The following is an 18,529-nucleotide window of genomic DNA, read 5'->3' as shown; positions in this document are numbered from 1 at the left end:
GGATTGTCAGAAGAACAACTTTCCGTTCGACCGCTTCTCATAGATCGAAATGTATCCATCCTATCACTTCTTTTGGACTATGGGCTTACACTACAAGAACTTGTGTCGTTACAGATGCAACAGGTGCACTTTGGAAAGAATATGATTACTGTTTTACATAACAAAGGGACAGAGAGAAGGATGATGTTAAGGGAAGAGGATAAAATACGTTTATTTACGTACTATAAAACGATACCTGAACCAGTTCGTCCTAGATATCATAGTACGAATCCTTTATTGGTCGCATTTGATTTTAAACGAGGTACATTTCGCTGGGTGTATGACAATGATGCTCCGAAAGCACTAACAGCCATTGCTGTACAAAAAATGATTCGATTAGAAGTAGCCAGAGCGCAACTGAGAAAAGGAATTTCCGCACAACACTTACGGAATACCTTTATTCTACGTTGTCTAGAAAGGAATATGTCTACAGAGGAAATTATAAAAAGAACAGGATTCCTTTCTCATTTATCAGTAAAGCGTTATGTAGAATATGCAAATCAGCATTCACATGGAAAAATAATTTGAAAAGAATCAATTTCTATGGCATACTAAAATAGTATAAGTTTATCTTTAGAAATGTAATGATTGAACCTCTTGCACGGGAGAAAGAAGAGTCGTCATCACTATTCTTTCTTATATACACGAATGCAAAAATACGAAAAGCTCCCTAACTTGTTATGCAAATCAGGGAGCAAAAGGTAGTACAGTATCGGTTACACTAAGTGTAGCATAAACAGGTTCATCCGGTCTATTTTTTCTGAATATTCAATTTATTTTTAGGTATTAGTTCTTTAGGTTTAGAAGCTTCAGTGGAACAACTAACCTTTGTGAACTACTCGCCACTTAGCAAAGCTTGAAGTGGGAGCTTCTCAGTTCCACGACGAAAGTAACCTTTCGTCTCCCTGAGCGTTACTTCGGGGTGTTCCACCCCTAGATGTCCAACGCATGAATGCTCTTTTGGTACGGTTGATATTTTACGCAGGAACCGAATGGCTTGGTTTTCGCACTCTATTTTCTTCCTGCAACCTTCTATATCAAGTTATCAAAGAACTTCATATAGCTAGTTTATCAAAAGTTTTTGGCTATGCCAAACCGAAATTCATCTCCCACCTATCGTTGGGCTACGCCCTTCACACGCTTGAGGAAGGAGAATTCTTTCGGGGAATACGTTAAAAGGTGTACCGTACACTTTAATTTTCTAAAATATGGCGTATTTCTGACATATCCATATTCGTAAACTTAGCAATATCCTCTATATTCATGCCATTTTTATGCATGCCCCGGATAAGTTGGATTTTTCCTTCTTGAATGCCCTCTTCTCGCCCTTTTTTCTCTGCATACTTATATTTAGAAGCTTCATCGATAAGAGCCTTTTGTCTCGCCTCATAGGACATACGGAATGCAGGGTCTTGACTCATTTTTTCCCACTTTTGCATCGCATCTTTTAAAATCGGATCTCGATTCATGGCGATCTCCTCCAGTGTAGTTGATAGTCAAAAAAATCCTACACTTTTTAACGTTTATATTGATATGAAACCCCATTAAATTTGATTGTAGAGCCTAAATATGCTGGAAAAGAAGCTATTGAACCAAATCTGTTTTGTTGTTGAAAAAAACAAAACAGATTTCTTTGTTGAAGTACAAAGAACAATTTATAGTGAAAAAGTCATGAATAATAAAACGTCACTTATTGGGGAGACTTTTGAATTATAAAATAAAAGTCTTAATGAAGTTCTTTCATCGTAGTCTTGATTTCTTTTCAACCATTTGCCAAAGCCAGATAATAATATGGTTTAGTCATGGCAAATAGATAAATATCACTTAACTCTTTTTTATTGGCATTTAATTCATTCATTTCTAAAATACCTTCTAGTTTAAAATACAATTTTTTTGGTATAGCATGACTTTGAATGTTAGCAGCTTCACAACGAATTTCCACTCTGTTTGCTGTTAATTCTTCAAAGGCAAATTTTACAAGTCTATGTACTCCTTCAGTCATGTATCCTTTTTTACTAAATTTAGAATGAATCCAATATCCAACTTCAAATTTAAGTATTTCCCAATTAATTTCATGAAAAATTGCAAAACCAATAAATTCACCAGTTATTTTTGAAAACATTAAGTATGGTAATGTGAAACGTTGTAGAAATTGGATATTATAATTTATAATGAGCGTTTCGATATTTTCTTTTGTAGGTGTTTGTTGTAACGATTTTATCCATGGTTTTAATTCAGCTATAGAATGGCAAATCGCTTCATACACAACTATCTCATCTCCAGGTTTTGGAACCCGTATAATTAATCTATTTGTAGAAAACTGAGTAGGTATCTTTAATGTCAATTTGTTCATAATAATGCGCTCCTAATATTGACAAATTCAAAACAGAAGCTCTACATCAAGCTTCTGTTTTGAATTCTATCGTAAATTACCAAAAAAGTGTTGGTGGTACTTCATCTGGTAATGGAAATTCTAGAATCATAGAAATTTGTTTCATGGGTATATCCTCCTTCCTTATCATAATTTTATTTGTATAAAATCACCAAGTTATGGGTGGTATATCTTCTAATATTGGAAATTCTAACATCATAAATAGTTCTCCTATGTACGAAAATTTTAAATTTTATGAGGAATATGCAAAAATTTTAGCAGATGATTTTCTGCACCTAATTGATTATAGGTCTATACATTCGGAATTACAACTAAAAATATGTACTATGACAAAAGTCAAAATCAGCTGTTACAGGAGCAGGATATTCAAAGGTTCTGGTGTAAAAAATTGAAACGCTTTGAAAATGCTCTTTCAAACTTGGCTACATTGGTACGACTACTAAAAAAAGATGTGTGATCCGTATGGAACAAGAAAATATATTCAAATGGAAACATTATCAACCTGATATCATTCTATTGGTTCTGTTACAAAAAAATCGGATAGAATGAACGACACCAGATTATCTCAGAACCCGTTTGGAATCTATGGTATAATCTGTACAAAAAAGGATATTTTCTATGATACACAATTATACAAGTAATGTTTCCCAAGAACAGTTTGAACTAATTCGAGAAGATTTGGAAAACGCACGAAAAAGGACACGTCCACGCACAGTCGATTTATATGAGGTATTCTGCGGTGTGCTATACGTGCTTACCACAGGCTGCCAATGGCGTAATCTTCCAAGTGATTTTCCAAACTGGCAAACAGTCTATTTCTACTATCAGATTTGGCGGAAAGTAGACGAGAATGGCATAAGTCTTCTCGAAAAAGTGCATAAAAAAATTAGTTGAAATCTATCGTGAGCAAGATGGACGTAAGAATCAGACAAGTTTCTGCATCGTAGATGCACAAAGCGTGAAAAACACATGGATAGCTGGTGAAAAAGGCTATGATGCTGGAAAGAAAGTGTCAGGAATCAAAAGACATATCGCTGTAGATACGAACGGTCTCATTCATGCTATTGAAGTAACAACCGCGAATATAACAGACCGAGAGGATGCCATCCAAATGTGTGAAAGGCATAAGAAAACATTAGACAAAGTGACAAATATACTTTGTGATGGCGGATATACGGGTCCATCCTTTGCACAATCAATAAAAGAAACGATTAATTGTTCGGTTGAAGTCATTAAACGCTCTGAACTTCACAAGTTTGTCGTGTTACCGAAACGCTGGATTGTGGAACGAACTTTTGCTTGGTTGGAAAATTACCGCAGACTTTGGAAGAATTGTGAACGAACACTTGAAAATAGCAGACAAAGTTGCTTATTGGCAGGTGTGGCAATTTTATTAAAAAGATTCTAAACAGATTCTAAAGTATTAGGCACTTGAAACATGGTGGTATCCATGATGTGAATACCTTTAAAATGAGCATAAAGTTGGTTAGAAATGTGAATTTTCTCACATTTTTTGTTGTAACAACAAAGAGAAGATATGTTTTAAAAATAACACTGATTTTTTGTATGAGGTGTTGGCTTACAGTATCTACTTACAACAGCCTGTGAATGACGCAATCTGCCAAATGATTTTCCACATTGGAAAGTGGAGTGCTTTCTGTATGGTAAATGCACAAACCAGTAAATATTCAGAATAGAATCTTTATAAAATCATTTTTGTAACCTAAAGAAGAATCGTAGGACTTATTTCGGTTATGTGATGTTCCATTTGCCAATGTACGAAAATAGATAAGCAAAAATATAAAATTATATCATCGGTTTGTGCTTTTCGTTATGCAATACACAAAAAATAAGGAGGAATCATATGGAGGCGAAAATTCTTATTGTAGATGATGATAAAGCCATTAGACATCTTATCGCTACTTATTTAGAAAATGAAGGGATGGAAACTCACCCGGTAGAGGATGCGATTATAGCTTTAAAACGGTTAGAAGAAAAAGAATTTGATCTTATTCTTTTAGATATTATGATGCCAAATATGGATGGCATAGAGGCATGTATGAAAATTAGGAAAAAACGAAACATACCTATCATCATGCTTTCTGCAAAATCAGAAGATATAGATAAAATTCAAGGGCTAGCTTCTGGTGCTGATGATTATGTATCTAAACCATTTAATCCATTAGAGTTAATCGCCAGGGTAAAATCCCAATTAAGAAGGTTTAAAAAATACAATTCATATACAGATAGTAATAAAAATATGTTAGAAGTGGGCGATTTAACCGTAAATACAAGTACACGCCAAGTATGGATCAGAGGGAAGGAAGTAAGATTGACTCCAAAAGAGTTTGATATACTTGCACTTCTTACGCGTAACAAAGGGATGGTCCTAAGTATACAAAAAATATATGAGGCGGTTTGGAAAGAGGCGTTTTACCAATCAGATAACACGGTAATGGTGCACATTACAAAAATTAGAGACAAAATTGAAGAGGATTCCAAGCGCCCTATTTATATTAAAACGGTTTGGGGCGTAGGGTACAAAATATGATAGTGGGACATTTTAGAAATAAGATAGTGGTAAAGTTACTTGGTGCGGTTGGGATTAGTTTCTTCGTTTCGTTTGTTATCATGAGCATCCAGCTTCAGATCTTTGATTCATTAGTGTATCCATATTCCCACACAAATATTTGGATAATGCTATTCATTATATTCACAATATCAATCATTTCCTTTATAGTGATTTTTTTGTTATTAATCCGGAAAAAAATATCATATTTGAAGAGCGTTTCTCAATGTGTTCATTCTATTGCTCATGGAAAACTAGGATTGACAATTGAGATTTCAGGACGAGATGAATTGGCTCATCTCGCTCAAAATATTAATTATATGTCCAAAGAATTAGAAGATAAATTTGAATATGAAAGGCAATTAGAACGTGCAAAGCATGAACTAATTACCAATGTTTCTCATGATTTACGCACACCGCTGACATCTATTATCGGATATTTGGATTTATTAAAAAATGGGCAATATAATAGTAACATGCAATCACAGAAATACGTTGAAATCGCCTATGTAAAGTCACAGAGGTTGAAATACCTCATTGATGAACTGTTTGAATATACTTGTTTATCGAGAGAGGATGCTAAACTGAATTGGAACGAAGTTGACGTGTCAAGTGTATTAGAGCAAATAGTGGGAGAATACCTTCCCATATTCGAAAAAGAAAATTTAAAAGTTCGAAAATCGATTACGCAAGAAACAATACCTATCTGTATGGATGTAGAAAAAATGGTGCGTGTGTATGAAAACCTCTTGATCAATGCGCTAAAGTATAGTGTGAAACCCTCTGAATTATCAATAAGCCTTAAAAAAATAGGCAACAAAGCCATCTTGAAAGTGTCAAATCAAGTGGAGAAGTCGCCCGCTAGCGATCCGAATACATTGTTTGAACGATTTTACAGAGGGGACAAATCAAGAAACAGTGAGCAAGGAACTGGACTTGGACTTGCTATCTCAAAAAGAATTGTGGAACTTCATAATGGGAAAATACATGTAGAATATAAAAAGGGGTGGATGTCCTTTATTATAGAACATCCAATTTTATAAAAAGGCTTAGGGCGGTAAAAACTCCCTAAGCCTTTTTTAGTTATATTTAAGAATTCTTCAGGATTTTACGGAGTGTTTCTTAAGGTTTATTGTTTATTATGTATATATCCCAAGCGAAAAGAAGGAGAAATATATGCAGAAAAAAATGGTCATTGTATTACTGATGTTAGAACAATAGCTATAACGCAGGAAGAATAAAAATGGTTTAAATGACCAAATTATATAGATAGCAATACAGATACATGAGGCGTTATTTTCTCCTATTAAGGGAAGAAGCTAAAGACAGTGCTTTGTATATGTATTGGCAATGAATGTCTAATAACAATTTTAGTACAAATAAATAGGAGGGTATATATAGTGAAACCAGTTGTTGATGTAAAAAACGTTCAAAAAGTGTACGGTAAAAAAGGTGAGAATCAATCACACGCATTAAAAGGTGTATCATTCTCCATTCAAGAGGGTGAATTTGTTGGAATTATGGGACCATCTGGTTCTGGTAAAACGACATTATTAAATGTAATTTCAACGCTTGATAAAGCAACGGGCGGCATTGTTAAAATTGCGGGTACAGATATTACAAAAATGAAGCAAGGGGCGCTTTCGGATTTCCGTTCACAAAAGTTAGGATTCATCTTCCAAGACTTTAATTTATTAGAAAACTTATCTATTTATGAAAATATCGCACTTCCGCTTTCACTTCAAGGTGTTTCATCACGTAGGATTGGACCGAAGGTAGAAAAGGTAGCCGATATGTTAGGAATTTCAGCAATTCTACAAAAATATCCATCTGAAGTATCTGGTGGACAGAAACAACGTTCAGCAGCCGCACGTGCGTTAGTGCATGAACCGGCCATTATTTTGGGGGACGAGCCTACAGGAGCTCTTGATTCTAAAAACGCAACTAGTTTACTGGATGCGATGACAAGCTTACATACAGAACAAGGCGTATCGATTATGATGGTTACGCATGATCCATATAGTGCAAGTTACTGCCAACGTATTTTATTCATTCAAGATGGCGAGTTATATAAAGAAATTCACCGCGGTGGTACACGTGACAAATTCTATAAAGAAATTTTAGACGTGCTTGCAGACTTAGGCACACAAAAAGCATAAGAAAGAAGGTGCAAGCATGTTATTTAAACTTTCCATGTCCAGGCTAAAAAGGAAATTACAAGATTATATTGTCTTACTTGCTGGTCTTATCGTATCTATTTCAACTTGCTATATGTTTCAAACGTTATCACTAAATAAAACGTTCCTTGAATCAAATCCACATGCTGAGATAGTTGCAATAGCATTCCAAATCGGTTCCGTTTTATTAGCGATTGTAACGTTTTTCTACATTTTATATGCAAACTCTTTCTTATTATCTCTTCGCCAAAAAGAGTTCGGCATGTACATGATGTTAGGAGCAAAAAAACATAAAGTTACCTTACTTATGTTTATCGAAACAATCATAGTAGGTACGGCATCTCTTGCAATCGGAATTACAGTTGGTGTAGGACTTGCAGAAGGTATCGGTCAGTTATTAATGAACCAGTTGGATTTTTCTGGAGAAGGGTATCAAGCCTTTTATATTCCATCTATGACTGTTACTTGCCTCTTCTTTTTTGTCTTATTTTTACTATCAGCCATCCTGAATAGTATGAAATTGTCACGTATTTCTGTTTTGCAACTTGTACATGCAGATGCACAAACAGAGCGTCTCGCGGTAAAAGGGAAAATGACAGTTGTAGTTGCATTCCTTAGTTTGCTTTTACTAGGCATTGGGTATACATCACTGATCTATATATCACAGCTACAAGGAAAAGATATACTAAGCGTTCCTACATTCATGGCTATTGGATTAATCACAGCTACAATTGGTACGTACACACTATTTGGATCCCTTCTCCCCGTTATGATGAAAAAGGTACAGAGCAATAAAAAACGTAGGGAAAAAGGGCTGAATGCTTTTACTTTTGCGCAATTAAACTTCCGTATGAACAGTCTAACAAACGTACTGGCAACGGTAGCAATCTTAGTAGCTCTTGGAGCTGGGGGAATTGCGTGTGGTATGGCATTTAAAAACGATGTTCTAAAACAGACTGATAAAGGAACGATTTATGATTCGATAGTTCATAATCCAACAGTGGAAGAAAAGGAATTGTTAGACGGCATTCCATTCAAAGAGAAACTTGAATATCACTACAAGGTGGATGATACGTATGTGTATTATACAAAAGAAGAGCTAGAGAATAATCGTCCTTTAGTCAAAGATAGAAAAAATGAGAAGACAATGAAAATTTCAGAGGAAATCCCCATAAATGCATTTGTGTTGTCAAGACAATGGGGGAAAGATGATGGAAAACCAAGACAATGGAGCGATGTTTTCCAAACAATTCAACCAGAGTATATGTATCCGAATCATGAAGTGAAAATTGTCAATCAAAACATATATGATAATATCAAAGGTACAGAAAATACCGTGTTTATTGGGAAAACAAATAATTTTGGTGCATATGTAAAGGAATGGAAAAAACTTGATGAATTACAGATAGTTAAATATAAAAATGTGAAAGCAGAAGAATTGGGTAGTAAGTATCAAAACTATAAGGGGAATCAAAGCTTTTCTAGCGGACTCATGTTTATGGGATTCTTCGTTGGAATTGCGTTCTTAGCAATGATGGCAAGCTGCCTGATGTTTAAAGTTCTGTCTGGTGCATCCAAAGATTGTACACGTTATCAAATGCTTCGTAAAATCGGTGTTCGCCGAGAGTTATTAACACAATCGATTTATAAAGAGTTATTCTTTGTATTCTTAGTTCCAGCAATTGTGGGTATTGTTCACGTATTAGTTGGTATGAATATGTTCAGCCCTCTTTTAATTGATCCGTATTTCCGTATATGGGTACCACTTGTTATTTTTGTAGTGATTTACTTAATCTATTACTTCATTACGGTTCAATTATATAAAAAAATTGTACTTCCGAAAGAAGAGTAATGTAAATATGATTTATATGAAGTATCAACATCATCAGCCCTCATGTATTGATTATTTTGAAGGAGGAAAAAAGAACTGGAATTAAGAAAAGGACGCGCACTATGGTTAAACAATTGGTTCTTGTGAAAAAACTCAAATTGTATCATCTCTCTCAGAACAGATTATTTCAATAATCTGTTCTTTTTCGTTCGTATCAAGGGTATAATATCGGAAAAATGAAATTAGATGCGGCACTTACCAAAGGTACCGAGAAAAAGCCTGCCATCGTTTTAGACTTAGATGAAACAGTCGTGGATAATAGTCCGTATCAAGCCATGACAGTAAAAGAGAAAAAAGGGTTCCCTTATAAATGGGAGGAATGGATTCAACAAGCGAAGGCAGAAGCTCTCCCTGGCGCAGTTTCCTTTTTACAATATGCAAATGAAAAAGGTGTAGCCATCTACTACATTTCCAATCGCAAACAAAATCAATTAGATACCACTTTACAGAATTTACAGAAGTTGAATATTCCGCAAGCTGATAAAGAGCATATCTTATTGCAAGGACAAGGGGAAAAAGGGAAAGAAGAGCGAAGAAAGAAAGTGGCGACAGAACACGAGATTGTTCTATTCTTTGGAGATAATTTATCTGATTTTACGGGATTTGATAAGAAATCTGTACAAGATAGAAATCAAGCGGTCGAAGAGATTCACGAAGCATTTGGAGAAAAGTTTATTGTGTTCCCGAATCCGATGTATGGGGATTGGGAATCTGCTTTATATCAATATGACTTCAAAAAATCAGATGCTGAAAAAGACCAACTCCGTAAAGATGTATTGCGTGTATTTGAAGATGCGAAATAGCGGTCCCCTTAGGTCAACTAGAGGGATGTTTACTATTATATTTTATAAGCTGTCATTTGGAAGATTGAGCGCATTCGCTCAATCTTTTTTCATACTCTCTATCCGTCCATCGACATCCGCGTGGATGAGATGGCAAAATGTAGCGAGTACCCCATACTCGTCAAGGGGATTCCCTTGATAGTGGGATATTTATATAGCAACTATATCGGGCTTCTTTACTTATCTTTACTTTTAAACAAACGTTTGATTCGGCTTCCTTCAGACGAAATCAATGTGGATTCGCTAAAATTCGTCATCATCTGAGTATTGACTATTCTATCTTTCATTAGAGAGACTATGCTATACTTATGAAAATCTGTTGTATAAAAAGTGTGTCAAAAAAATCCTATAATCGAGAGAATAAGAAAGGCGTGTTGTAAATGAAAAATGATTTTAAGCTAAGACCATTGGAACGAGAAGACTTAAAATTTGTACATAGCTTAACGAACAATGCGAATATTATGTCTTATTGGTTTGAAGAACCTTATGAAGCATTTGTTGAATTACAAGATTTGTACGATAAACATATTCATGATCAAAGTGAACGCCGTTTTATTGTGGAGAAAAACACAGTCATGATTGGATTGGTTGAATTAGTAGAAATTGATTACATTCATAGACGAGCAGAATTTCAAATTATTATTGATCCCCACTATCAAGGCAATGGCTATGCAAGGGAGACCACCTGTTTAGCTATGCATTATGCTTTTTCTGTACTCAATTTGTACAAGCTGTATTTAGTTGTAAACACAACCAATGAAAAAGCGATTCATATTTATAAAAAGGTGGGTTTTTCTATAGAAGGGGAATTACAGGATGAATTTTTTGTAGATGGCCAGTACCACAACGCAATCCGAATGTGTATGTTTCAAAAGGATTATTTAGAACAACTTCAAGAAAAGATAGTCCATTATCAATAGAAACAGTCTATTGATAATGTTTGAAAAAATACAGATATAAATGAGAGGTTTGTCTATGATTATTCGAAAAATAGCTATTTTGATTTTCTTTTCCTGTATATTGTTTGTCCCCTCTAAGCCATTTGCTGAAAACCTAGGGACAACACATGAACGCCTTAAATTATTTGAATATTCTTTTTATGATTATGATAAAAAGGAAATTACAGAAAGTTATTATCGGAATGCATTTGGAAAAACCGATGTAATGCTAAAGAAAGAACTTCATAATATTATTAATAATCATAAAAAGCTATCCTACAATGCGCTATGGGAAGCACTACGTGATACAGATGAAGACCCAAATAATAGAAATAATGTTATTCTGTTCTATACAGGGCGCTCACAGGGGAAAAATACGAATGGATCTCATGTAGATGACTGGAATCGAGAGCACGTGTGGGCAAAATCACATGGTAATTTCGGGACATCTCCAGGACCTGGAACGGATCTGCATCATATAAGAGCAACCGATGTATCTGTAAACAGTTCACGTGGTAATTTAGATTTTGATAATGGGGGCACTCCTCATTTAGAAGCAACAGAGTGTAAATATGATAGTGATTCTTGGGAACCTCGTGATAATGTAAAAGGAGATATTGCTAGAATGTTATTTTATATGGCTGTTCGGTATGAAGGGGACAATGGAGAAATTGATCTTGAATTAAATGATAGAGTAAACAACAATACATCTCCTTATATGGGACGAATATCGGTCTTATTACAATGGCATAAACAGGATCCCGTGGATCATTTTGAACGAAGGCGTAATGAGCTTATTAATACAAAGTATCAACAGAATCGGAACCCATTTATTGATCATCCTGAATGGGTACAGCAAATTTGGAGCTCATAAATGGATTCATACTAAAATATTTACATAATCGCTAGTACGTTAAAACCCTTTGAAAAACTGAAATCGTTTTTCAAAGGGTTTTGTTTTTTAATATAATGTGAACATATTGTACACAGTATGCTGATAGATTTCTCCGTTTGTTTTAAAAGATCCAGAAAACGTTCTTGTCTCAGGGGCATATCTTCCCCCATTTGTTTCTGGATATGCGGATGTTTGTTTACAGGAAAAAGAAAGATTCAAAAGGAGTTGAAACGAAACTTTTCCATTTTTATCTGTTCGTTTCTTTGCATAAACTGTATTGTCTTTTTTATTATAGATTGTAAATTCTACATCTGCTAAATTATTTCCAGGATAATACTTAAATCCCCCAGGCTCACTATGGTCATATTTCCATTCCATAGCTGTCAATGTAATTTCTAATGTTCCCACTTCATTTTTTTGTATTTGTAATGATGGTTCACTAGCTGCTTGTACATTTTGCATTGCCGCTGTACTAAACAGAACTGCACCTGTTACAAAGGGTACAGCTAGAAATCGAATTGCATATTTTACAGTTTTGTTCATTCTATTTCCTCCTTCATATATGAAATGGATTGTTCCTAATAAACATCCATTGTTCTCAATTTGCCTCCCTCGTAACAATTCCAAGTTTTACATAAAACATCTATCATGATGCTAGATTAACCTTTCATTCTTTTCTGTTTCACCATGAATCGACTATACGTTCTTATATTAACGAAACTTAAATGCTTCATTATCAATACTTTAGTTACATTGTAAATGGAGTTCATATGACATACAAGGTACTATCTGTATTTCTCAACCTACGCATATTACGAATCAGAAAACAATGTCTCCCTGTGTAGAACAGTGAAAAATCGAAACAACGTAGATATATAGTGATTTTATGATACTTATTTTTCCTAATGAGCTGTTTGTTATTTTTCCTGTTGATGTCTTGAACATGACATGCAGATAAGAATCAGAAAAAAGAATTTCAGATTTCGTATGAAATACACAGTATGTCAGAATATATTTCTCACGTTTTAGGTTGTTGACACCAAATTTTATCCTCTCTAGACTAAACATAAGATCACATCCGAATCTGTAAAAAAAGCTTACCAATCTAGAAAATTGGCAGGCTTTTTTATTCCAGTCTGTTCATGTGATCATACCTATAAGGGAGGCGTTACCAAGTGACATTGTTAGAAAATATATTGACGCATAATGAAACATTTGTACAAAAACAAGAATACGAACCTTTTTCTACGACCAAATTTCCAAATAAAAAGTTATTGATTGTAACCTGCATGGATACCAGACTGTTAACATTATTACCACAAGCATTGGGCTTACAAAATGGGGATGCCAAAGTCATAAAGAACGCAGGCGCTGTGATTTCACATCCTTTTGGTAGTATGATGCGAAGTATCATACTGGGCATTTATGAATTACAAGTGGAAGAAATTTGTGTAATTGGTCATGAAGATTGTGGCATGGCGGGTTTGCAAGCTGAGCCGCTATTAGAAAAGGTCAAACAACAAGGCATTGATTCTACTTGCCTTCATACCTTGCAACATGCAGGAATCGATCTATCTACATGGTTAACCGGTTTCCGAAACGTACAGGAAAGTGTTCAACATAGTGTAGACATGATACGCCAGCATCCATTATTCCCATCTTATGTACCTGTTCATGGCCTTGTCATTCATCCCAAAACAGGCAATTTAGAAGTCGTTGTAGAGGGTTATTCCTACGCACATACAACAAGTCCTTAAATACATGCAGGAAGAGGAGGAAAAACGATGAGATTTTCAGGCAGATATGCAGGATATAACCTCGCGAGCTTACAAAAAGATATGCTAGCAGGATTGGTTGTAGGAATCGTAGCGATTCCACTTGCCATGGCATTTGCTATTGCTTGCGGTGTACGACCTGAATATGGGATTTATACGACGATTATCGCAGGGATTCTCGTATCCGTATTTGGTGGATCGAAATATCAGATTGCAGGACCAACAGGCGCATTTGTACCAATCTTACTCGGCGTTGTGATGCAATATGGCTATGAAAACCTATTGATTGCAGGTTTTATGGCAGGAATTTTACTTGTTATCATGGGCGTCTGCAAACTAGGAAGGTTTATCACCTTTATTCCGCGCCCTGTCATGATTGGTTTTACAACGGGGATTGCGGTCATTATTTTTTCTGGACAGATTGCAAATTTTTTAGGGCTTCATCACCTGGAAAAGCAAGAAACCTTTTTTTATAACATGAAAGAAATAGGGACAAATATCGCAGAACTAAATCCGTATAGTATCCTTACCGCTTTTCTTTGCTTAGGAATTGTGATCGCAGCTACAAAATGGTTACCTCGCATTCCAGGCGCATTATTGGGTTTGGTCATTTCAAGTTTGATCGCAACCCTGTTATTTCCGAATCAAATTGAAACGATTGGGACTACATACGGCGATATCCCGCATCAACTACCGGACTTCCAAATGCCTGAATTTGCATGGGATACTGTCCTTATGTTACTTCCAGCAGCCTGTATCATTGCGGCATTAGGTGGGATTGAATCATTGTTGTCTGCCATGGTGGCAGATAACATGGCAAACAGCAAACATAATAGTAATAAAGAACTGGTGGGACAAGGAATTGCCAATATGGTGGCACCGTTATTTGGCGGTATTCCTGCGACAGGTGCCATCGCTAGAACCGCAACGAATATTAAAAATGGGGCGACTTCTCCCGTATCAGGTATGATACACGGAATAGTCGTATTACTAGTATTATTATTCCTGTCCCCGCTTGCTTTTCATATTCCACTAGCTAGTATGGCACCTATTTTAATGGTGGTTGCTTGGAATATGAGTGAGAAGCATGAGTTTATTCATATTCTGAAAACAAGAACAGGGGACACCCTGGTACTTGTTTTGACGTTTCTCTTAACCGTTTTCACAGACCTTACAACCGGAGTAAGCGTGGGGTTACTCCTTGCGTTTCTTCTGTTTATTGGAAAAATGAGCAAATCTTTACGTGTTCGAAAAGTATTGCCAGACCCAGTAGATTCCTATGTCAAGTCAGACATCGTTGTAAATGGGAAAAATTGTCCTCAAATCAGTATCTTCACCGTAGAGGGCCCTTTATTCTTCGGCACTATAAAAGAATTCGAAACATCTATAGAAGCAACCCTACAGTCTAACGCTCACATTCTTCTCCTACGTATGGGGGATGTTTCTTTTATGGATACTTCCGCAGAGTCTGCAGTAGAACACATTCGAAAAAAGATGCTAGAAAAACAAGGAACCCTTTTAATTTCCGGTATCCAGCACCAACCGAAAGACATATTCCATCAAACAGGGTTATACGAAAGAATTGGCGAATCACACTTTTTCACACGTACAGGATTAGCATTGCATTTTGCACTACAAGAATTGGAGATATCCAAATGTAAGGGCTGTAAACAATTTGCGTTTCAAGAATGTACAACACTTTCTGCAGAATCAGATAAGAAACGTTCTCCCTTGGAAATCAACATGTAAATCAAAACAGAAAGTCATTCACCAATTACAAGCGCTTGCTACTTTAATTAGAAGAAGAATCACACGAGCAATACCAGTTCTCAATCCAAATTGAAACAACATGCTTAAAATAAAAACAGACAAAGGATACAAACCACCTATAATTTTCTTAACCTTTTGTATAAAGTACAGCTTGTATGAGAAAACTGTTAATCATCCATAATATGTATTCCATTTTGAGTAGCCATTATTAGCTACTCTTTTTTTATTACTTACTGTTCACTTACAATACTTTTTCAAATAGGATATCATTATATTCATTAATTAGAATGCATAATATTTTTGTATCGTTTCTAGGACAGCTGACACAATACTTTGCATATGTTGATGCAATTCCGTTATTTGTAGCAATAATTTTTCTCTTTTATATGTTTTCATCTCCCGCACCATTCCTACAGAAAGTCTTTTTATTTCTTGATATGATTCTGAGCTTTCAAATGCTACTGTCTCTCTATATGCTAATTTCGGAAATGAATTGTGCTGTTCTTGTTTCTTGCTCTCCCATTGCTGAAATACATATTGAATCCATAGCCGGATTTCTTCTTGCATAAGTATGATTTTCTGTATTTGCTCTTCTTTTTTATTGCCCCTCATTACAGTTCACTCCATTCTATTTCCATATCAAAAATCTCTCAAAATAATTTTTTTAACGAATTTACCGAAAGAATTCTCCTACCTCAAGCGTGTGAAGGGCGCTAGCCCAACGGTAGATGGGAGATGAATTTCGGTTTGGCATAGCCAAACACTTTTGATAAACTAGCTATATGAAACTCTTTGATAACTTGATATATGAGGTTGCAGGAAGAAAATAGAGTGCGAAAAACAAGCCATTCGGTTCCTGCGTAAAATATCAACCGTACCAAGAGAGCGTCCAAGTGTTGGGCATCTAGGGGTGGAACACCCCGAAGTAACGCTCAAGGAGACGAAAGGTTGCTTTCGTCGTGGAACTGAGAAGCTCCCACTTCAAGCTTTGCTAAGTGGCGAGTAGTTCACTGTTTTATTTTGAGATCCCCTTTGTTTCTAAAACATATAGCTCATTCACCAACGAATCATATTCTCTTCGTGTAATTTGCTTTCTATACAACTGAATTAATAACTCTTGATGTGCTTTTGAAAACGCCATTTTGCCAATCCATTTGGGATACATGCGATGCCTCTCTCCATTTCTGTTTAAACATTTTGTCACATTGCATTATTTTATCTCGATATTCAAGTTCGTTCAATTAAAAATATAATTTTTTGAAAATATTAATTTACAAGTGACTTACAAGTCATTATAATGGACCTATAATATAGGAAAAGGAGGACATTAGACCTTTACAACATATAGGAGATGCATATGAATGACATGAAACTACAAGATGTTATGACCACTAACGAAGCAAGCTATCGATGGAATATTAACGAATCCACCTTACGAATGCGTATTAAAAATAGTCCTATAATCGACGAGTTAAAAACACAAGGATTAATTAAGTATTTCCTGAAACCCGGAAACAAACGTGGAGAATATTTATTCACTGTTGAAGCGATGGAACGTCTTTATGGTAAAGAAAAAAGAAAGTAATAGAAAGCCCTCAGCACCCACCAAGACTGCGAGGACTTTCCACAATATCATTTCCCTTCAGAAAAGATGACAAATATGTCAAACGCTTTACAAATTAAAAATGATGAAGCTATTATATCACATTCTGAAAGACCACAACAGACACTTCAGACGCCAAAAAACAAGCTACTTACCAAATATCACGCACTGTGTGAATGGTTTGGAATTGATGGTTGTAACGAGTCTCAACTATACTTTTTCGGTACTTTTCTTGCTCCTATCATTCTATTCACAATCACGTACATGATTGGAGGTTTGCGTTATGGCTTCTAATACAATCGCTACCAACATCAAGACTGGAGATTATGTGACATTTCCTTACCGTCATAATCCATCACTGCAACTAACAGGATATATTGTTACGGTACTCGAACATACTAGTATTGTAGATATTTCTGCAATGGAATCTTTCTTCCAACTTGGAATAGATGGACGCCAAGTGGTCCGGCACGAACAATATAAGCCAGTTCCATCTAAATCAGATGAAAAGGTGGCACAATGAATATGTACCTATTGGATGTGAGCTACTCTGTGAATGGAAACAACTTTTCAAAGTCTTTTCTACTGGCAGAGCCGACAGATGGGTTTGAACTCCAACAACAGCTGCAAACCTTGCTGGAACAAGAACATGTCGCACCTGTATACATGATGGAAACAGATTTGGAAGAACTATAACGGATCCTACAGCATACACAGAAAAGAGGTGGAAATACTTTACTTAGTTTCCTCATAAGTGGTTCTGTTGTCGTATTCTTGACTGGTGTTTTATGTACATTTCTAAAAAAAGGATTATCTATTTTTTCTAAATTCGCACTGATTGGATTAACATTATACGGTATCATATTTGTAGGTGTCGTCATCACATATGTGTTTTATTGTTTTCACTATTATGCGCAATAAGGAGGACGTTTTTTGAAAATCAGTGCCTATACACTTTCTTATACCATCGTAGCACCAAGCGGAGAAATGTACCCGACGCAGGAAGTGGTCATGTATACTGCTTCGCAAGAGCGTGCGATTCAATTACTAGATGATGAAATTCAGCGAAGATTAGGGACAAGCTACTATCGACATATCTCTTGTACAAATCAAGAAAAAGAAAAACACGCACCCATCCAACTGTCCCTTTTCTAACGATAAAAACCCTTCAGGTCGTTAGCTTACCTGAAGGGAAAAATAAGAACAAATGCCCTCCTGCTTGTAGGCATTTGCTATGGGTGTTCAATATAATGGAAGATACGGAACACCTTGATTATATCATATACTCATATAGAGGAATATCGGAAAATTTATCATGTATTCCTACACAAAATCCCCTTGGAATCGCATGAAACATGCATGTGACTCTCAAGGGGATTTGACCTGGTCAAGAAAAACTGGAACATGAAATAGATTACGCAATTGATTTTGAATACTGATACGGAGTCATTCCATTTCATGATGAGTGTGGGCGAATGGAATGATAATACATATAAATAAATTCAGCTATTAACTGCGTTACTTGAGCAAGAGAAATCAGTTTTTCCCCATGCAAACATTCACGTTTAAATTGCATGACAATATAAGCCGCGGTCTCTTTACGTTTTCTCTGACCTTCAGTAGCTTTTCGATGAAAAT

Annotated in this window: 18 protein-coding genes and 5 pseudogenes; 16 read left to right on the top strand and 7 right to left on the bottom strand. The window is 35.7% G+C overall.

The genetic code is table 11. The annotated features are described in order from the left end of the window. Positions 1–567 (top strand): tyrosine-type recombinase/integrase (locus ACQRBL_RS31125; RefSeq protein ID WP_427736297.1); only part of this gene is annotated, 567 nt, incomplete at its 5' end. 665 nt (positions 568–1,232) lie between these two features. Here ACQRBL_RS31125 and ACQRBL_RS31120 read toward each other — a convergent pair. Together ACQRBL_RS31120 and ACQRBL_RS31115 are read right to left on the bottom strand one after the other, a co-directional pair. After that, positions 1,233–1,535: pseudogene (locus tag ACQRBL_RS31120) on the bottom strand (Rpn family recombination-promoting nuclease/putative transposase); the annotation flags it as partial. Between the two features lie 266 nt (positions 1,536–1,801). After that, positions 1,802–2,392 (bottom strand): GNAT family N-acetyltransferase, encoded by a 591-nt coding sequence (locus ACQRBL_RS31115; RefSeq protein ID WP_023524007.1) that lies wholly within the window; start codon positions 2,390–2,392, stop codon positions 1,802–1,804. A 657-nt stretch (positions 2,393–3,049) separates the two neighbouring features. Here ACQRBL_RS31115 and ACQRBL_RS31110 point away from each other — a divergent pair. Further along, positions 3,050–3,839, top strand: a protein-coding gene (locus tag ACQRBL_RS31110) for an IS5 family transposase (protein WP_411996555.1) whose coding sequence is annotated in 2 segments (ribosomal slippage) — positions 3,050–3,307 and positions 3,309–3,839 — 789 coding nt in all. Because the reading frame shifts where the segments join, the coding sequence is not laid out codon by codon here. On the opposite strand, the pseudogene ACQRBL_RS31105 reads toward ACQRBL_RS31110, so the two are convergent. Then, positions 3,839–3,995: pseudogene (locus tag ACQRBL_RS31105) on the bottom strand (IS4 family transposase); the annotation flags it as partial. The gene ACQRBL_RS31110 and the pseudogene ACQRBL_RS31105 sit on opposite strands and share 1 nt — an antisense overlap. A gap of 300 nt (positions 3,996–4,295) precedes the next feature. Here ACQRBL_RS31105 and ACQRBL_RS31100 point away from each other — a divergent pair. From ACQRBL_RS31100 to ACQRBL_RS31070, 7 genes and pseudogenes are all read left to right on the top strand, one after another. Beyond that, on the top strand, positions 4,296–4,982 hold the full coding sequence (locus ACQRBL_RS31100) for a response regulator transcription factor (RefSeq protein ID WP_023524004.1): 687 nt from the start codon (positions 4,296–4,298) through the stop codon (positions 4,980–4,982). A 173-nt stretch (positions 4,983–5,155) separates the two neighbouring features. Beyond that, a pseudogene (locus ACQRBL_RS31095) lies at positions 5,156–6,043 on the top strand (sensor histidine kinase); the annotation flags it as partial. Between the two features lie 354 nt (positions 6,044–6,397). Next, a complete protein-coding gene (locus ACQRBL_RS31090; RefSeq protein WP_097984897.1) occupies positions 6,398–7,159 on the top strand; it encodes an ABC transporter ATP-binding protein in 762 nt (253 codons plus the stop codon). A gap of 16 nt (positions 7,160–7,175) precedes the next feature. Beyond that, on the top strand, positions 7,176–9,029 hold the full coding sequence (locus ACQRBL_RS31085) for an FtsX-like permease family protein (protein ID WP_411996554.1): 1,854 nt from the start codon (positions 7,176–7,178) through the stop codon (positions 9,027–9,029). Positions 9,030–9,220: 191 nt separating this feature from the next. After that, a pseudogene (locus ACQRBL_RS31080) lies at positions 9,221–9,871 on the top strand (5'-nucleotidase, lipoprotein e(P4) family); the annotation flags it as partial. 419 nt (positions 9,872–10,290) lie between these two features. Then, the gene (gene speG, locus ACQRBL_RS31075; protein ID WP_023523999.1) at positions 10,291–10,830 is read left to right on the top strand and encodes a spermidine N1-acetyltransferase; all 540 of its coding nucleotides are present in this window, start codon (positions 10,291–10,293) and stop codon (positions 10,828–10,830) included. A 211-nt stretch (positions 10,831–11,041) separates the two neighbouring features. Further along, a pseudogene (locus ACQRBL_RS31070) lies at positions 11,042–11,722 on the top strand (endonuclease I family protein); the annotation flags it as partial. 87 nt (positions 11,723–11,809) lie between these two features. Here ACQRBL_RS31070 and ACQRBL_RS31065 read toward each other — a convergent pair. Continuing rightward, the gene (locus tag ACQRBL_RS31065) at positions 11,810–12,286 is read right to left on the bottom strand and encodes a SpaA isopeptide-forming pilin-related protein (protein ID WP_411996553.1); all 477 of its coding nucleotides are present in this window, start codon (positions 12,284–12,286) and stop codon (positions 11,810–11,812) included. Positions 12,287–12,918: 632 nt separating this feature from the next. Here ACQRBL_RS31065 and ACQRBL_RS31060 point away from each other — a divergent pair. Continuing rightward, positions 12,919–13,500, top strand: a complete 582-nt coding sequence (locus tag ACQRBL_RS31060) for a beta-class carbonic anhydrase (RefSeq protein WP_197230783.1) — start codon at positions 12,919–12,921, stop codon at positions 13,498–13,500. 27 nt (positions 13,501–13,527) lie between these two features. Then, entirely contained in the window at positions 13,528–15,267 is a 1,740-nt protein-coding gene (locus ACQRBL_RS31055; protein ID WP_197270411.1) for a SulP family inorganic anion transporter, read from the top strand. A 303-nt stretch (positions 15,268–15,570) separates the two neighbouring features. Here the strand turns inward: ACQRBL_RS31055 and ACQRBL_RS31050 are convergent, their stop codons facing one another. Both ACQRBL_RS31050 and ACQRBL_RS31045 read right to left on the bottom strand, forming a co-directional pair. After that, positions 15,571–15,900: a hypothetical protein gene (locus ACQRBL_RS31050; protein WP_097984440.1), complete on the bottom strand. Its 330-nt coding sequence runs from the start codon at positions 15,898–15,900 to the stop codon at positions 15,571–15,573. Between the two features lie 403 nt (positions 15,901–16,303). After that, entirely contained in the window at positions 16,304–16,453 is a 150-nt protein-coding gene (locus ACQRBL_RS31045; protein ID WP_023523991.1) for a hypothetical protein, read from the bottom strand. Positions 16,454–16,645: 192 nt separating this feature from the next. Here ACQRBL_RS31045 and ACQRBL_RS31040 point away from each other — a divergent pair, with 192 nt between their 5' ends. The 5 genes from ACQRBL_RS31040 (at position 16,646) to ACQRBL_RS31020 (ending at position 18,046) form a co-directional block, all read left to right on the top strand. After that, complete coding sequence (locus ACQRBL_RS31040; protein WP_000999223.1) at positions 16,646–16,873, top strand: helix-turn-helix domain-containing protein; 228 nt, start codon at positions 16,646–16,648, stop codon at positions 16,871–16,873. Between the two features lie 75 nt (positions 16,874–16,948). Beyond that, positions 16,949–17,185, top strand: coding sequence for a hypothetical protein (locus ACQRBL_RS31035; protein WP_000063560.1), 237 nt, complete (start codon positions 16,949–16,951; stop codon positions 17,183–17,185). After that, positions 17,175–17,414, top strand: coding sequence for a DUF2187 family protein (locus ACQRBL_RS31030; protein WP_000157958.1), 240 nt, complete (start codon positions 17,175–17,177; stop codon positions 17,412–17,414). The genes ACQRBL_RS31035 and ACQRBL_RS31030 overlap by 11 nt, the downstream gene beginning before the upstream one ends. 2 nt (positions 17,415–17,416) lie before the next feature. After that, complete coding sequence (locus ACQRBL_RS31025; RefSeq protein ID WP_427736290.1) at positions 17,417–17,587, top strand: hypothetical protein; 171 nt, start codon at positions 17,417–17,419, stop codon at positions 17,585–17,587. A 237-nt stretch (positions 17,588–17,824) separates the two neighbouring features. Beyond that, entirely contained in the window at positions 17,825–18,046 is a 222-nt protein-coding gene (locus tag ACQRBL_RS31020; protein ID WP_000702846.1) for a hypothetical protein, read from the top strand. 301 nt (positions 18,047–18,347) lie between these two features. Here the strand turns inward: ACQRBL_RS31020 and ACQRBL_RS31015 are convergent. Then, positions 18,348–18,529: IS3 family transposase (locus ACQRBL_RS31015; RefSeq protein WP_427736288.1), on the bottom strand; the 182-nt coding region annotated here is incomplete at its 5' end.

Origin of the sequence: Bacillus sp. AF62 (assembly GCF_050312695.1) — a bacterium.
GTDB classification, from domain to species: domain Bacteria; phylum Bacillota; class Bacilli; order Bacillales; family Bacillaceae_G; genus Bacillus_A; species Bacillus_A cereus.
Note: the sequence above shows the minus strand (reverse complement) of the source record. Positions and strands in the feature narration are given on the sequence as shown.

Coding starts and splice junctions, on each gene's coding strand:
- ACQRBL_RS31085 (WP_411996554.1), top strand. CDS start 7,176: ATGTTATTTAAACTTTCCATGTCCAGGCTAAAAAGGAAATTACAAGAT.
- ACQRBL_RS31055 (WP_197270411.1), top strand. CDS start 13,528: ATGAGATTTTCAGGCAGATATGCAGGATATAACCTCGCGAGCTTACAA.
- ACQRBL_RS31035 (WP_000063560.1), top strand. CDS start 16,949: ATGTCAAACGCTTTACAAATTAAAAATGATGAAGCTATTATATCACAT.
- ACQRBL_RS31100 (WP_023524004.1), top strand. CDS start 4,296: ATGGAGGCGAAAATTCTTATTGTAGATGATGATAAAGCCATTAGACAT.
- ACQRBL_RS31065 (WP_411996553.1), bottom strand. CDS start 12,286: ATGAACAAAACTGTAAAATATGCAATTCGATTTCTAGCTGTACCCTTT.
- ACQRBL_RS31040 (WP_000999223.1), top strand. CDS start 16,646: ATGAATGACATGAAACTACAAGATGTTATGACCACTAACGAAGCAAGC.
- ACQRBL_RS31025 (WP_427736290.1), top strand. CDS start 17,417: ATGTACCTATTGGATGTGAGCTACTCTGTGAATGGAAACAACTTTTCA.
- ACQRBL_RS31030 (WP_000157958.1), top strand. CDS start 17,175: ATGGCTTCTAATACAATCGCTACCAACATCAAGACTGGAGATTATGTG.
- ACQRBL_RS31045 (WP_023523991.1), bottom strand. CDS start 16,453: ATGTATCCCAAATGGATTGGCAAAATGGCGTTTTCAAAAGCACATCAA.
- ACQRBL_RS31115 (WP_023524007.1), bottom strand. CDS start 2,392: ATGAACAAATTGACATTAAAGATACCTACTCAGTTTTCTACAAATAGA.
- ACQRBL_RS31050 (WP_097984440.1), bottom strand. CDS start 15,900: ATGAGGGGCAATAAAAAAGAAGAGCAAATACAGAAAATCATACTTATG.
- speG (WP_023523999.1), top strand. CDS start 10,291: ATGAAAAATGATTTTAAGCTAAGACCATTGGAACGAGAAGACTTAAAA.